This is a genomic window from Paraburkholderia phymatum STM815, from assembly GCF_000020045.1.
Taxonomy (GTDB): Bacteria; Pseudomonadota; Gammaproteobacteria; order Burkholderiales; family Burkholderiaceae; genus Paraburkholderia; species Paraburkholderia phymatum.
Genome location: NC_010622.1, coordinates 3,318,985 through 3,334,027 on the forward strand (window position 1 = coordinate 3,318,985; position 15,043 = coordinate 3,334,027).

Genomic DNA, 15,043 nt, shown 5'->3' on the forward strand with positions numbered 1-15,043 from the left:
CCCGCAATCCCGGGAATCCTGGCGGGCGGACCGCCCACACCCGCGCCGCGAAACGGGCGCGGCCTCCATCGGGAGCCGCGCGCGCCAGTGAAGAAGGCCGGCCGCGAAATGCGGACCGGCCTTCGAGAAAAGAAGCGCAGTCGAACGAACGGCCTGGGAGAGGTCGTGAAAGCGCAGTGCGTGGCCGCCTAGCCGTGCGCGCCGATCACGTTGACGACACGCACATGCCGCGTATCGGGCACTTCCGCATACGACAGCACCTTGAGCTGCGGCAGGCTGCGCCGCAGGAAGCGCGCGAGCATCGCGCGCAACGAATGCTGGACCAGCATGACGGGTGTAAGCCCGAGGTTCTGCTGGCGCGTCATCGCCTTTTGCGTCTCCATCAGCAGCGTGTTCGCGAGGCCCGGTTCGAGACCGGGATTCGAGCCCGTCGCAAGCGCCTGAGTGAGCAGCCGCTCCAGATTCGAATCGAGGCCCATCACCTGAATGTCGCCGTTGCCGGGGAACCACTGCTGTGTGATAGCGCGGCCGAGCGCGAGGCGCACGACGGCCGTCAGATCGTGCGAATCGGTGATCTTCGAGCCATGCTCCGACAGCGCCTCGAGGATCGTGCGCATGTCGCGGATCGGCACGCCTTCGTCGAGCAGGTTCTGCAGCACCTTCTGCAGCGTGGCGACGGGCAGCATCTTCGGCACAACGTCGTCGACAAGCGGCGCGGCGTCCTTCTGCATCCGCTCGATCAGCGCCTGCACTTCCTGGCGGCCGAGCAGTTCCGCCGCGTGCGTGACGACGAGATGATTCAGGTGAGTCGCGACGACCGTGCTCGAATCGACCACTGTGTAGCCGTACACCTGCGCCTGTTCGCGCAGATTCGTGTCGATCCAGATCGCGGGCAGCCCGAACGCCGGGTCCGTGGTCGGCGTGCCCGGCAGCGCCGCTGTGACCTGGCCGGGGTTGATCGCGAGCCACTGTCCCGGATATGCCTCGCCGACGCCCACTTCGACGCCCTTGAGGGCGATCCGGTAACCGTTCGGCCGCAGCTCGAGGTTGTCGCGGATATGAATGACGGGCGGCAGGAAGCCGATTTCCTGCGCGAACTTCTTGCGGATGTTCTTGATACGCTTGAGCAGTTCGCCGTCCGAGTTCTTGTCGACGAGGGGAATCAGGCGATAGCCGACTTCGAGCCCGAGCGCGTCGATCATCGTCACGTCGTCCCAGCTCGCCTCCGCAGCTTCCGACGGCGCGAGCGCCTGCGGTGCGACTTCGGCGAGCGCCGTCGACGTCTTGCTCTGCGCAGCGCGCTTTTTCATCGTGCGCGCGAGCTGGATCGCGCCGCCGCCCAGCAGCAGGAACGCGAAGTGCGGCATGCCCGGAATCAGGCCCATCAGCACGAGGATCGAGCCCGTGATCATCAGCACGCGCGGGTTCGTGAAGAGCTGGCCCGTCAGCTGCGTGCCGATGTCTTCATCGGTGGCGACGCGCGACACGATCACACCCGCTGCCGTCGAAATCACGAGCGACGGAATCTGCGCGACGAGGCCGTCACCGATCGTCAGCAGCGTGTAGGTCTTGCCGGCGTCGGCGAAGTCCATGCCGTGCTGCACGACCCCGACGATCAGGCCGCCGATGATATTGATCACCATGATCAGCAAACCGGCAATCGCGTCGCCGCGCACGAACTTGCTCGCACCGTCCATCGAACCGTAGAACTCGGCTTCCTGCGAGACTTCCATACGGCGCTTGCGAGCCTGATCTTCGTTGATCATGCCGGCGTTGAGGTCGGCGTCGATCGACATCTGCTTGCCAGGCATCGCGTCCAGCGTGAAGCGCGCGGACACTTCCGCGATACGTCCCGCGCCTTTCGTGATCACCATGAAGTTGATCACCATCAGGATCACGAACACGACAATACCGACCGCGAAGTTGCCGCCCACGAGGAAGTGGCCGAACGCCTCGATCACGGCGCCCGCCGCGCCCGGCCCCGTATGGCCTTCGAGCAGCACGATACGGGTCGACGCGACGTTCAGCGACAGCCGCAGCAGCGTCGAGAACAGCAGCACGCTCGGGAAGGCCGCGAAGTCGAGCGGCTTCATCGTGTACATGCTGACGAGCAGCACCATCACCGACAGCGCGATGTTGAACGTGAACAGCAGATCCAGCAGGAATGGCGGCAACGGCAGGATCATCATGCCGAGGATCATGCAGATCAGAAGCGGGCCCGCCAGTGCCCGCAGATTGGTGCCGTTCAGCGCGTCCGGCCGTCGTGAAAGGAAACCCGCGCGGGCGTTCATGCCGATACTCCATTACTTTGATTGTCGCCGCCCAGTGCCTCGGCAGCTTCCTGGCCGGCGTCGTCGTCCGACACGCCGCCCTTGTCCAGCTCCGGCGGAACGTCGAGTTCCGTCGGCGCGACAGGCGCAACCCCGCCGTCTTTCTTGAAGCGGCGCAGTTGATAGACCCAGGCGAGCACTTCCGCGACGGCTCCGTAGAGCGCGCCCGGAATCTCGCGATTCAGTTCGACGTTGTGATACAGCGCACGCGCGAGCGGCGGCGCTTCGAGCAGCGGCACGTTGTTTTCGACGGCCAGTTCGCGGATGCGCGCGGCCACGAGGTTCACCCCCTTCGCGACGACCTTCGGCGCGCCCATCTCGCCGTCCGTGTATTGCAGCGCGACCGCGAAATGCGTCGGGTTCGTCACGACGACGTCGGCCTTCGGCACGTTCGCCATCATCCGCCGCCGCGCCATCGCCCGCTGCTGCGAGCGGATGCGCGCCTTCACGTGCGGATCGCCTTCGCTTTCGCGATGCTCGCGCTTCACTTCTTCCTTCGTCATGCGCAGCTTCTTGTGGAAGCTCCACAGCTGATAGGGCACGTCCATCGCCGCGAGCAGGAACATGCCCCCGACCGTCATCGCGCAACACACGGCAATCAGATGCCCGGCGTTCGACAGCGCGACATGCAGCGGCTGCGTGGCGAGCGCAAGGATGTCTTCGCGGCGATGCCAGATCGCCAGTCCGCCGATCAGCCCGACCACGACGATCTTCGCCAGCGACATGCCGAGCTGGATCCAGCCGTTGATCGAAAAGATGCGGCCGAGGCCGCTGACGGGATTCAGGCGCTGGAAATTCGGCGCGAGCGACTTGGTCGACAGCAGCCAGCCGCCCATCGCCATCGGTGCAAGCAGCGCGGCGAGACCGAGCAGTGCGAGCAGCGGCATCAGCATGTAAGCGCCTTCGCGCGTGACCGCGCCGGCGCTGATGAACGCCCGCTTCGGGTCGAATACCGTTTCGTGGTTGAAGGTGAAGGCGGTGCGCAACATCGTCTGCACATGCTCGCCGATCATGCCCGACATGCCCCACGCGCCGAGAAACCCGGCCGCGACGAGGGCGAACGTGGCCAGCTCGCGCGAGCGCGCAACCTGCCCCTCCTCGCGCGCCTTTTCCAGGCGCCGGGGGGTGGCTGATTCGGTTTTTTCGAGGTCGCTATCCTCTGCCAAGGCGCTCTCCAGCTGGAAGGGCAACATGCCCTTTTTCAGTGAGAGCGATTATTCCTGCAGACGTCGAGGGGCGATTGACGGATAAGGGCGGGGAAACGGGGGTATTTCAAGCGATGGGCGGGCACTGCGCGCGGCCCGACCCGCAGGCGGACCGCCGACTGAGATGGCGGCCCGCGCTACAGCGGGCCGCCTCGAATGGCCGCGTTGCCGGTCAGAACGCGACGAACGGCCCTGAGCCGCCCGGCAATGCGCTCCTGTCCATCCCGTAGTAGACGTAACGGCCGTAGAAGAACGGCAAGCCGAGATCCGTCCCCGTCAGCGAGCTGACCTGGCCGCCGAGGTCGTTGAACGCATAGTTGCTCGCGTTGCTGAGCAGCGTCTGCGCGTTCGCGATGTTGATAGTCGCCGTCCCCTTCGCGCCGTTTGCGCCGAGCAGATTCACCGTGCGTTGCACCGTCGAGGTCGGGCAATAGAAGTCCGACAGATTGCCGCCGCACACCGGAATCGAGCTGTCCTGGAAGAAGTAGCCGTTCGACCCCGAATCGAGAAACACCGTGTCCGACTGGCCGCGGGCGGGGAAATCGCCGGACGCGTCGGTTGTGTAGGTCGTGCCTGCCGCATTGGCGTTGTTCGACTGCGTGCCGATGCCGAACACGACCGTTCCTGTCGCCGACGCCGCGCCGTTCGCCGAAATCGGCGCCATCTGCACGATCACGCCGTTGTTGTCGGTGGCGAACTTCGGGACCGGGTTGGCCACCTGCTTGGGCGTTTCTGCCTGCGTGCGCGTGCAGTTGGTCCCGTTCGGGCACGCGTAGTAGTTGCTGAACTGCGCGACATTCGCCGGGTCGGAGCACGCCGAGCCGCAATCCACGGGTGCGACGCCGATCCCGAGAATACCGTTCGCGCCGAGCGCATCGGCCGTACTTTCGTTCGAGCCGTTGATGCAGCCGGTCGAAGGAACGGTCGAGTCGGCCATGTCGCCGATCACCTGGATCGGAATGTTGTTCGCCGTTTCGCCGCTGACCTTCACGGTCGCGGTGCGAACCGTGCCCCATGTGAAGCCGTCGGCAAAGTGCGTACATTCGGCCAGCTGGCCGCCTGCTGTCGCCGTCAGAGGGGTAAGCCCGAGCGCCGCCACCGCGCTGCTGTTGACGATGCGCAGGCCGTACGAGCCGGTATCGAGCAGCACGTTGTCTATGGTCGTGCAGTTCGATGAGTTCGGCGCGCAGACGGTCACGCTGACGGTCGGTATGTTGATGATGCCCTTTACGCCGCGGCCCACGGTCACGGCTACCGTGTTCGCCGCATTCGCGGCGATCGGCTGCTGGTTGGGGCCGCTGTTGCTGTTGTTCGACGATGAAGAAGACGAGTCCCCGCCTCCGCCGCAGCCCGCGACGAATGCCGTCACCGCGACCAGGGACACGGCGAGAACGGCCTTCACGACACGGACACCTGCTCCGAGCTTGAACGCAAATTGCATGTTGGGTCTCCCGTCGTCACTTGATGTCGGTGGCGCTCACGCCCGAAGGCAGGGCCTGCGGCAGATAAGCTTGGCCGGAGAATGCGCCCATATGGCCGCCCGAATGCACGACGAGCCCGTTGTCCTGCACGACGCCCGGACCGTGTCCGCCGCCGCGCAGCTGGCGCGCATTCGTCACGCCGGCGACGTACTGCGGGAAGTAGCTGCCAAGCAGGTCGGACAGATCGGGCATCTGCGGGCCGCTCCATGCAAGACCGAACACGCTGCCCGCCGACGTGATGTATTCGCGGATCACCGTGCCGTTGCCCAGTGTCGTTTCACGTACGGTGTATGAAGCCGACGTGGCAGAAGAACTGGACGACGCCGTCGCACCCGAACTCGACGACGATGCGCTGCGCATCGTGGCGACACCATTCGACGTAGGACGGGAGACCGAGCGAGTGGTGGCGCTCGCCCCGGCGGGCGGCGTCATCGGGTTGCCGCCTAGCGCGGCGCTAGCGGGCAGCGGAATGAACAGGACGGACAGAGAACAGCAGAATCCGAGCGCTGACGCAACGACAGCACGGCTCGAGCGGATCGACATGGTTGTGCACCCTCCCCCAATCGACAGCGAACAGTACCCGCAATATGCGGGCCCGGCTTATTGGTTCAGGAGCAAACGGCCCGGCGCGCGCTGTGTGCACTGTGGTACAGCGCCGTTTCCGCCCGCGAACCGTCCTCCCTGGCCGTAGTATGCCAGCGGATGACGGCCGTGATCCGTTACCAATTGTGCGATGGAGCACCCGCCGATGCAGCGTCGATCGGCGAGTCGTGTGTGTGGGCGGGAATGACGCGCGAGGCGCCAAAGGGAACAGGCCGCGCGGCGCAGCGGCACGCGTGTTGGGCGGCGCAGCGCAAAGCCCGCGCCGCCGCACCAGACAAGGTGACGCGCCGCGTCAGAAGCCGAGGCTTGCGAGCAGATCGTCGACCTGGCCCTGATCCTGCACGACGTCCGTCTTGCCTTCCGGGTTGATCTGCGGGCCGTTCAACAGGCTCTGCGGGCTGCCCGTCGGCGACATCGGCTCGTGCTGGGCTTCCGCCACGAGCTGTTGTGCCGTCGCGGCGAACTGCTCACGCCGCTCCGCCGCGATGTTGTCGATCAGCACGCCAAGCAGTTGCTGCTCGATCAGGTACACGACGTCCGTGATCTTCTTGATGACCTGACCCGTCAGATCCTGAAAGTCCTGGGCCATCATGATCTCGAGCATCTGGGAGTTGGTCGCCGTCGTGACTTCCGGCACGCCGCGCAGGAAGGTGCGGGTGTCGCTCATCAGCGCGCGCACTTCCTCGCGCTCGATCGGCGCCGAGTACCACTGCTCCCAGCGCGCGTCCAGCTCGGCCGCGTCCTTCTGCAACTGCTCCTGCATCGGTTTCGCGACCTCGATCGCCGACAGCACGCGCTCAGCGGCCTGCTCGGTCATCGTCGCGATGTATTTCAGACGGTCGCGGGCATCCGGCACCGCTTCCGCCGCACGCTCGACATGCTTGTCGATGCCCAGCTCGCGCATCGAATCGCGCAACGTGCGCGTCAGCTGTCCGATGCGCGCGAGGATGCGGTCGGTCGCGAGGTCGGTGCCGTCTTCACGCGCGCCTTGCTCGTTGATCGGTGGGTTCACATCAGCTCCCCGTTTTCGCCATCTTCTCGAGAATCTTGTTGAGCTTCTCGTCGAGCGTCGCAGCCGTGAACGGCTTCACCACATAGCCGCTTGCGCCAGCCTGGGCCGCCGCAATGATGTTTTCCTTCTTCGATTCCGCCGTCACCATCAGCACGGGCAGATGCGAGAGCGACGCGTCCGCGCGGATTTCCTTCAGCATCGCGAGGCCGTCGAGGTTCGGCATGTTCCAGTCCGAAATCACGAAGTCATAGTTGCCGCCGCGCAGACGCGCAAGGCCGGCTGCGCCGTCTTCCGCTTCATCGACGTTCGAGTAGCCCAGTTCCTTCAGCAGATTGCGGACGATCCGGCGCATCGTCGGAAAATCGTCCACAACCAGAATCTTCATTCCCTTATCCATTTCCTGTTCCTTTTCCCCAATCCAGATGTGCGGTGGTCTTCGGCTTATCTCAGATTTGCGCCGAGGCCCGCATCATACGCGCTGAACCCGATCACCCATTGTCGCCAGACGGGTCATCACGCGCCGGCTCATCTCCGACAGCGACGCGATTTCGTCAGCGGCCCCCATCGCGATCGCCTCGCGCGGCATGCCGAACACGATGCAGCTCGCTTCGTCCTGCGCGAGCGTGTACGCGCCGGCTTTCCTCATGTCCAGCAAACCCGCCGCGCCGTCGCGTCCCATGCCCGTGAGAATCACGCCGACGGCGTTCTTCCCCGCATGCTGCGCCGCCGAGCGGAACAACACATCGACAGACGGACGATGCCGGTTGACGGGCGGGTCGTCTGACAGATGCGCAATATAGTTGGCGCCGCTACGGGCGAGCAAAAGGTGTGCGTGACCAGGCGCGATGTACGCATGACCCGGCAACACGCGTTCGCCGTGCTCAGCTTCTTTAACGGTAATCCGGCACAAACCATTAAGGCGTTGTGCGAAAGATTTTGTAAAACCGGGCGGCATGTGCTGCGCAATGAGCACAGCGGGCGCATCGGGCGGCAGCGGCACCAGCACTTCGCGGATCGCTTCCGTGCCACCCGTCGAAGCGCCAACGATGATCAGCTTTTCCGTCGACACGAGCGGGTTGTTGAAGAGCGGCGCAGGCGATGCAGCGTGAGCCGCCGCGCCGGCCTGCGCGGACGACGCCGGCGCATGCTGCGCGGGCGCGGCCTGGCGCACGCGCGCGCGGGCTGCGGCGCGGATCTTGTCGGCGAGCTTTTCCGAGTAGTCGAGCATGCCGTCGCGAATGCCCACCTTCGGCTTCGTGACGAAATCGACGGCGCCCAGTTCGAGCGCGCGCAGCGTGATTTCCGAGCCGCGCTCGGTCAACGACGACACCATCACGACGGGCATCGGACGCAGACGCATCAGCTTTTCGAGGAAGTCGAGGCCGTCCATGCGCGGCATTTCGACATCGAGCGTCAGCACGTCGGGGTTGTGCTGCTTGATGAGCTCACGCGCGACGAGCGGATCCGGCGCGGTTGCGACGACCGTCATGTCGGGCTGACTATTGATGATTTCCGTCATCAAGCTACGAATCAACGCCGAATCGTCGACGCACAATACTTTGATCTTTTGCACAGCGATCACGCCTCCTCTACAGTCCTGGCGTTATTTGGTTGAGTCGGGCGCGCGGTCGCGCCAAATAGTTCGATACGGGGCTTCGCGCCGGCCGGGCGCGCCGTGCCCGTCGCTACGCCTGCGCCCGACGCTGCGCCGGCCCCGAACAGTTCGATGCGCGGTTTCGCGGCGGCAGGCGACGAGAACAGCTCGACGCGCGCACGGGCTTTCGCAAGCCGCTCGGCGCGCTCTTCGGCCGTTTGACGTGCGAGCGCCTGTTCGCGCTCGGCGACGCCCTCTTCCTGCTGCAGACGCAGTTTCTTCACCATCACCTGACCCGTGCGCGGCATGAACGCGACCTTGCGCGGATGCTTGCCTTCCAGGTCTTCGGCGACGATGCGGATTTTTTCGAGCGCGAGGTAACGGCGCACGAACGCCGAGTTGCGATCGCCGATGTTCATCGTCGTCATGCCCGCCAGCACGGCCGCGCCGCCGAACACCTTCGCCTCGAAACGCTCGCGGCGGCCGCCCGCCTTGATCAGTTCGTTGATCAGCACTTCCATCGCGTAGGCGCCGTAGCGCATCGAATCGGAGGCAGCTTGCGCGACATCGGCGCCGTCGTCGGGCAGCATGAAGTGATTCATGCCGCCGATGCCTGCCGTCCGATCCTGAATGCACGCCGCCACGCACGAGCCGAGCACCGTGACGAGCACCATGTCGTCGTGCGTCGTGTAGAACTCGTTCGGCAGCAGCTTCACGCCGGGGCGCTTGAAGTGGTTGTCGAAATACAGGTTGGTGGCGATGGGCAGGCCGCTCATGCTGGCACCCCGCTCGTCACACCGTGGCTCGACGCACGCTGGGCCGTACGGCTCGCGCCCGTGTCGCGCGTCAGCTCATAGACGGTCTGGCCGCGCAGCCGGAAACCCTGCGTGACGTACGTGAAGTTCTCCGAGTGCCCGGCGAACAGCAGCCCGCCCGACTTCACGAGCGGCTCGAAGCGCGACAGCACCTGCGCCTGCGTCGGCTTGTCGAAGTAGATCATCACGTTGCGGCAGAAGATCGCGTCGAACTGCGTGTTCAGCCGGTAGTCGCGATCGGTCAGGTTCAGTTGTTCGAAGCGGATCATCGCGCGCACTTCCGGGCGCACCTTCACCATCCCCGCGTGCGCGCCCGTGCCTTTCAGAAAGAAGCGCTTGAGCCGCTCGGGCGACAGATGCTTGACCTGATCGAACTGGTACATGCCCGCTTCGCCTTTTGCGAGCACCTGCGTGTCGATGTCCGTTGCGAGCACCGTCGCCTGGCGCGCGGCATGATCGCCGAGCGCTTCGATCAGCGTCATCGCGATCGAATACGGCTCCTCACCCGTCGATGCCGCCGAGCACCACACCGACACGGGCGCCGGCCGCTGCTTGACGAAACCTGCGAGGATCGGAAAGTGATGCGCCTCGCGAAAGAACGCGGTGAGGTTCGTGGTGAGCGCGTTGGTGAACGCTTCCCACTCGGCGGGGTCGTTGTCCGCTTCGAGCATGTCGAGATACTGGCGGAACGAGTCGAGCCCGCGCGCGCGCAAACGGCGCGCGAGCCGGCTGTATGCCATGTCCCGCTTGTGGTCGGACAGCGAAATGCCTGCGCTGCGGTGAATCAGTTCACGAATGCGGGCAAAATCCGCCGATGTGAACTCGAAGTCGCGTGCCTGCTCGCCGGTCCTTGCCGGCTCTGCCCGCTCGGGGCGTGATTGCGCGCGCGTTGCCATCATGATGTCTTCCGTGTTTCATAAGGAGCGCCGCACCGCCCGCCGATCCCGCCAATGCCGCTGTTGCTTCCAATACCGCCTGCGATGTTGCATGCGCTGTCGCCAGCGCCGCGGCCCGCTTCACTACCTGCTTTCAACCATGCTGCCCGCGGCGCGATCGAGCCTGCCGTGTGCAGCTTTCTGCTGTGTTCTGCTGCGTGAGCGAACCCAACGCCCGCTGCGCCTGCGCGTTCACGACGCATCGCGCGAAAACGTCCGTCTCGAAACGAGGTGCCGGGAACTCGCATATCCATCCACCGCGCGTCAGAACGTTTCCCAGTCGGCGTCCGAGGTCGCAGCCGCCGCTGTCTTTCGCGGCGCCGGTTCGGCGGCCGCCGCGGGCGCCTTCTTCACCACGGGTTCGACGCGTGCGGACGCTGCCGCTTCCGTCTTCGCGACGACAGGTTGCGCAGGAGCCGGCGCCTTCGCGGCATGCGCGACGGCGGCTTTCACGCGGCTCTTCGCCGTGTTCGCCGACGGCATCGCCTTCGCGCCGCCTTGCGCACCGGCTACCCGCCATTTCCCGATCACCGTCTGCAGCGAGCGGGTCTGCTCTTCGAGCGACGCGGCAGCCGCCGCAGCCTGTTCGACGAGTGCGGCATTCTGCTGCGTAACTTCGTCCATCTGCACGACAGCGCGGTTGACCTGCTCGATGCCGCCCGACTGTTCTTCCGAGGCCGCGCTGATCTCGCCCATGATGTCCGTCACGCGGCGCACGGCCTGCACGATCTCGTCCATCGTCGTGCCTGCACGGCCGACGAGCGCCGAGCCGCTCTCTACCTTGTCGGCGGAGTCGCCGATCAGTTCCTTGATTTCCTTCGCCGCGCTCGCGCTGCGCTGCGCGAGGCTGCGCACTTCGCCTGCGACGACCGCGAAGCCGCGGCCCTGCTCGCCTGCACGCGCCGCTTCGACGGCTGCGTTCAGCGCGAGAATGTTGGTCTGGAACGCGATGCCCTCGATCACGCTGATGATGTCGACGACCTTGTTCGAGCTGGTCGCGATGTCCTGCATCGTGCTCACCACCTGGCTGACCACTTCGCCGCCGCGCGTCGCGATATCGGACGCGTTCACGGCAAGCTGGCTCGCCTGGCGCGCGTTGTCGGCGTTCTGCTTCACGGTGCCCGTCAGCTGCTCCATGCTCGATGCCGTTTCCTGCAGCGACGCAGCCTGCTGTTCCGTGCGCTGCGACAGGTCCGTGTTGCCCATCGCAATTTCGCGCGCACCTGTGTCGATCGACTCGACGCTCGTGTGCACGGCCTTGATCATCGTCTGCAGGCTGTCCTGCATCGCCTTGACGGCCCTGAACAGGCGGCCGATTTCATTGCTGCCCGTCGCATCCACCTGCTGCGTCAGGTCGCCCCTTGCGATCTGCTCGAAGCACGCCACCGCGTCGTTCAGCGGCTGCACGATCATGCCGCGCAGAGCGAAGCGGATTGCCACCACGAGCACCAGCGCGACCGCGATCACGGCGACGATTGCTGCACGCAGCACCGCCATCTGCGCGGCCATGTTCTCCTGCTGCTGGTCCGCGTGCGCCTGCAACGCCTTGACGACGGGCGACGCCGCGTTGTCGTAGTTGACGAACATCGGGCTGATCTTAGTGTCGGCGATCGCGTGATAGCCGGACAGGTCGCTCGCGCGCAGCGCCGTGAACTCGGGGTTCACACCGTCGCTGATCACCGTCGCGCGCTTCGCGACCACGGCGTCGATCAGCGACTGATCGATGCCGTTCTTCGGGGTGTTCAGGAACGCCTGCCAGTTTTCGTTCGATTTACCGAGCAGTTCCGCCGCGCGCTCGAGCACCTGCTTCGATTGCTCGATCTCGCCCGCCGCCGTCAGTGCGTTGACGCGGTCGAGCGAGACGCGCGAGCGCAGCAAGTACGACGCCGAGTCGTTCAGCGTGCGGATCGCGACCATGTCGCCGTGCGCCATGCTGTCCAGCGCGTCGGCCGAGCGGCTCAGCGCGGTGAGCCCGAGCGCCCCGACGATCACCGTCAGTGCAACCAGAATGATCCCCACGACCGTCAACGTCGTCCGGATCGACCATCTGCTCAGCATTGTTGTACTCCCTGATTACCTGTCTGGACCCTGCGGCGTTCCCGCGTCCCGCTTTACCTGCCGAGCGCTTCCGTCAATGCCATTTCCCGGCTGGTCATCAGCTTTTCGATGTCCATCAGGATCAGCATGCGGCCATCGACGGTGCCGAGGCCCGTCAGATATTCCGCCGTCAGCGTCGCGCCGAATTCCGGCGCGGGCATGATCTGGTCGACCGCGAGCGTCAGCACGTCCGACACGCCGTCCACGACCATCCCGACCACGCGGCCCGCCACGTTCAGAATGATCACCACCGTCTGATGGTCGTATTCGACCCGGCCGAGGTGAAACTTGATGCGCATGTCGACGATCGGCACGATGATGCCGCGCAGATTGATCACGCCCTTGATGAACTCCGGCGCGTTTGCGATGCGCGTCACGCTGTCGTAGCCGCGGATTTCCTGCACCTTCAGGATGTCGATGCCGTACTCTTCTGCGCCGAGCGTGAAGATCAGGAATTCCTGACCGCTCGCGTCGGCTTGCGCGTCGCGGCGGCCGATCGAACCGGCTACGCCGTTCGAATTGATGGATTGGACTTCTGCCACGTTTGCCCCCAAAACGGTTGGGATGAGTTGAATTTCGGTTTCACGCGAGCGAGAGCGCCGCACCGTGCGACGCCCGCGTTTCGCGGTTCAGCGCCGCCACGTCCACGATCAGCGCGACGCTGCCGTCGCCGAGAATGGTCGCGGCGGAAATGCCGTGTACCTTGCGGTAGTTCGTTTCGAGGTTCTTCACCACCACCTGCTGCTGGCCGACGAGCTCGTCGATCAGCATCGCGAAGCGCCGACCTTCCGTCTGCATGATGGTGACGATGCCCTGCGTCGGATCGGTGCGCGCACCGTCGACCGAGAACACTTCGTGCAGCGCAACCAGCGGCAGATATTCGCCGCGCACGCGCACGACGCGTTCGCCGTTCGCCACGGTGTAGATGTCGTCGGCCTGCGGCTGCAGCGACTCCATCACGAAGTTCAGCGGCAGGATGAAAATCTCGCTGCCCACCTTCACCGACATGCCGTCGAGAATCGCCAGCGTGAGCGGGAGAATGATGCGCGTCGTGCTGCCCTTGCCCGCCTGCGACGTGATTTCGACGTGACCGCCCATCGACTGGATGTTCCGCTTCACCACGTCCATGCCGACGCCGCGGCCCGAGACGTCCGTCACCTGCTCGGCCGTCGAGAAGCCCGGCAGGAAGATCAGGTTCCAGACTTCGTCGTCCGTCATCGTGTCGCTGACAGTCATGCCCTGCTTCGCGGCCTTCGCGAGAATCTTGTCGCGACGCAGACCGGCGCCGTCGTCGCTGACTTCGATCACGATGTTGCCGCCGTGATGGGCCGCCGACAGCACCAGCTGGCCCGTCGAATCCTTGCCCGCCGCCTTGCGCGCTTCGACCGTTTCGATGCCGTGGTCGAGGCTGTTGCGCACGAGGTGAGTCAGCGGATCGATGATGCGTTCGATCAGGCTCTTGTCGAGTTCGGTCGCCTGACCGAAGGTGACGAGTTCAACCTGCTTGCCGAGCTTCGCCGCCAGATCGCGCACGAGACGCGGGAATCGGCTGAAGACGTAATCCATCGGCATCATGCGGATCGACATGACGGCTTCCTGGAGATCGCGCGCGTTGCGCTCCAGTTGCGCCATGCCATTGAACAGGCGGTCGTGCAGCGCCGGATCGAAAGTGCTGGTGGTCTCGGCCAGCATCGCCTGAGTGATCACAAGTTCGCCGACCAGGTTGATCAGCTGGTCGACCTTTTCGACGCCCACGCGGATCGAGCTGCCTTCTGCATTGGCGGCCGCTGCCGGACGCGCCTTGCGATCGCCTTCGGCGGATGCAGGCGCTGCTTTCGGTGCGGACGCCGCTGCTGCCGGTGCCGGCGCGCCCGTCGCCGGTTCCGCTGCCGCCGCCGGTGCAACGATTGCGGGGTCGGCAGGAGCAGGCGCCTCTGGTGCTGCGGGCTGAGCCGCAGGCTGTGCAACGGCGGCAGCCTGCACGACGGCGGCTGGCGCCCCCGCGCCGCCGCTCGCCATGCCCTCTACTGCCTGTGCTGCCGGCGCCGGCTCGGACTGGGCGGATGCGGATGCTCCAGGCGCACCCTGCTCCGCGCCGCTTGCCGGCGCTGCGCCGCGGCCGATCACGATCTGACTTTCGTCGATCACGAAACAGCACACGGCCGTGATGTCGTCGGACGACACATCGGATTCCAGCCACAGCGTGATGTCGCCGCCCGCCTTCACCTGTCCGACGATTCGGCCCAGATTGCCCAGTTCTTCCGTGAGCAGTTCCTGGTCCTTTTCCCCCACGCCCCGTAGCGTAATTTTCAGATGGGGTCCTGCAGCCGCATCGGACGAAGCAGCGCCGGTCTGGGCCGGTTCGTTCTCTGCCCATTCGCCTGCGGCTTCTACTGCCTGTTCGACGACATGCTCCGGCGCATGGCCTTCCGCCACGGCCACTGCCACAGCGGGCGCTGCCACGGGTGCCGGCGCTGCAGCGGGTGCGGCGGCGGCAGGCACTTCGCCGCGGCTTTCGGCGTGCAGGCGTTCGAGCTTCGCGCAGATCGCGGCCGCGACAGCGGCGTCCGGCTCGGCGCTCGCGCGATAGTCGGCCAGCTGGCCGGACAGCACGTCCTTCGTTTCGAGGAACGTGTCGATCATGTCCTTGCGCAGCACGATTTCGTTGTTGCGCGCGCGGTCGAGCAGCGACTCGAGAATGTGCGTCGTTTCCGTCAGCGCGGTGAAGCCGAACGTCGCCGCGCCGCCCTTGATCGAGTGGGCCGCGCGAAAGATGGCCGCGAGATCCTCGGGATCCGGGTGGCCGACGTCCAGGTTCAGGAGCAGTTGCTCCATCTGTGCGAGCAGCTCGTCCGCTTCGTCGAAGAACGTCTGGTAGAACTGAGTGATGTCGAGTGTCATGCGTGTGTCACCGCGAGAGTCCTGGCTGCTATGCCACTTCCATATATCGGTTGCTGTTGCCTGTCCGGTG

General features: G+C 65.3%; 12 protein-coding genes. All 12 read right to left on the reverse strand.

Features of this window, described 5'->3' with window-relative positions; all coding sequences use genetic code 11:
- Window positions 1–188: 188 nt before the first annotated feature.
- A complete protein-coding gene (flhA, locus tag BPHY_RS15095) occupies window positions 189–2,291 on the reverse strand; it encodes a flagellar biosynthesis protein FlhA (protein WP_012402312.1) in 2,103 nt (700 codons plus the stop codon).
- A complete protein-coding gene (gene flhB / locus BPHY_RS15100; RefSeq protein ID WP_041764075.1) occupies window positions 2,288–3,496 on the reverse strand; it encodes a flagellar biosynthesis protein FlhB in 1,209 nt (402 codons plus the stop codon). The genes flhA and flhB overlap by 4 nt, the downstream gene beginning before the upstream one ends.
- Before the next feature lie 211 nt (window positions 3,497–3,707).
- Window positions 3,708–4,976: a DUF3443 domain-containing protein gene (locus tag BPHY_RS15105; protein ID WP_012402314.1), complete on the reverse strand. Its 1,269-nt coding sequence runs from the start codon at window positions 4,974–4,976 to the stop codon at window positions 3,708–3,710.
- A 16-nt stretch (window positions 4,977–4,992) separates the two neighbouring features.
- A complete protein-coding gene (locus BPHY_RS15110; protein WP_012402315.1) occupies window positions 4,993–5,559 on the reverse strand; it encodes a DUF2844 domain-containing protein in 567 nt (188 codons plus the stop codon).
- A 352-nt stretch (window positions 5,560–5,911) separates the two neighbouring features.
- Window positions 5,912–6,631 (reverse strand): protein phosphatase CheZ, encoded by a 720-nt coding sequence (gene cheZ, locus BPHY_RS15115; RefSeq protein ID WP_012402316.1) that lies wholly within the window; start codon window positions 6,629–6,631, stop codon window positions 5,912–5,914.
- 1 nt (window position 6,632) lies between these two features.
- Complete coding sequence (gene cheY / locus BPHY_RS15120; protein WP_012402317.1) at window positions 6,633–7,028, reverse strand: chemotaxis response regulator CheY; 396 nt, start codon at window positions 7,026–7,028, stop codon at window positions 6,633–6,635.
- Window positions 7,029–7,100: 72 nt separating this feature from the next.
- Window positions 7,101–8,204: a protein-glutamate methylesterase/protein-glutamine glutaminase gene (locus BPHY_RS15125; protein ID WP_012402318.1), complete on the reverse strand. Its 1,104-nt coding sequence runs from the start codon at window positions 8,202–8,204 to the stop codon at window positions 7,101–7,103.
- 5 nt (window positions 8,205–8,209) lie between these two features.
- Window positions 8,210–9,001 (reverse strand): chemoreceptor glutamine deamidase CheD, encoded by a 792-nt coding sequence (cheD, locus tag BPHY_RS15130; RefSeq protein ID WP_012402319.1) that lies wholly within the window; start codon window positions 8,999–9,001, stop codon window positions 8,210–8,212.
- The gene (locus BPHY_RS15135) at window positions 8,998–9,939 is read right to left on the reverse strand and encodes a CheR family methyltransferase (protein ID WP_012402320.1); all 942 of its coding nucleotides are present in this window, start codon (window positions 9,937–9,939) and stop codon (window positions 8,998–9,000) included. Before BPHY_RS15135 ends, cheD begins: the two co-directional genes overlap by 4 nt.
- Before the next feature lie 300 nt (window positions 9,940–10,239).
- Window positions 10,240–12,033 (reverse strand): methyl-accepting chemotaxis protein, encoded by a 1,794-nt coding sequence (locus tag BPHY_RS15140; protein WP_012402321.1) that lies wholly within the window; start codon window positions 12,031–12,033, stop codon window positions 10,240–10,242.
- 53 nt (window positions 12,034–12,086) lie between these two features.
- Complete coding sequence (locus BPHY_RS15145; RefSeq protein ID WP_012402322.1) at window positions 12,087–12,614, reverse strand: chemotaxis protein CheW; 528 nt, start codon at window positions 12,612–12,614, stop codon at window positions 12,087–12,089.
- Window positions 12,615–12,654: 40 nt separating this feature from the next.
- Complete coding sequence (cheA, locus tag BPHY_RS15150) at window positions 12,655–14,973, reverse strand: chemotaxis protein CheA (RefSeq protein ID WP_012402323.1); 2,319 nt, start codon at window positions 14,971–14,973, stop codon at window positions 12,655–12,657.
- Window positions 14,974–15,043 lie beyond the last annotated feature (70 nt).

Bases quoted from the DNA above. Each gene is read 5' to 3' on its own strand.
- flhA (WP_012402312.1), bottom strand. From the start codon at position 2,291: ATGAACGCCCGCGCGGGTTTCCTTTCACGACGGCCGGACGCGCTGAAC.
- BPHY_RS15105 (WP_012402314.1), bottom strand. From the start codon at position 4,976: ATGCAATTTGCGTTCAAGCTCGGAGCAGGTGTCCGTGTCGTGAAGGCC.
- BPHY_RS15110 (WP_012402315.1), bottom strand. From the start codon at position 5,559: ATGTCGATCCGCTCGAGCCGTGCTGTCGTTGCGTCAGCGCTCGGATTC.
- cheY (WP_012402317.1), bottom strand. From the start codon at position 7,028: ATGGATAAGGGAATGAAGATTCTGGTTGTGGACGATTTTCCGACGATG.
- cheD (WP_012402319.1), bottom strand. From the start codon at position 9,001: ATGAGCGGCCTGCCCATCGCCACCAACCTGTATTTCGACAACCACTTC.
- BPHY_RS15135 (WP_012402320.1), bottom strand. From the start codon at position 9,939: ATGATGGCAACGCGCGCGCAATCACGCCCCGAGCGGGCAGAGCCGGCA.
- BPHY_RS15140 (WP_012402321.1), bottom strand. From the start codon at position 12,033: ATGCTGAGCAGATGGTCGATCCGGACGACGTTGACGGTCGTGGGGATC.
- cheA (WP_012402323.1), bottom strand. From the start codon at position 14,973: ATGACACTCGACATCACTCAGTTCTACCAGACGTTCTTCGACGAAGCG.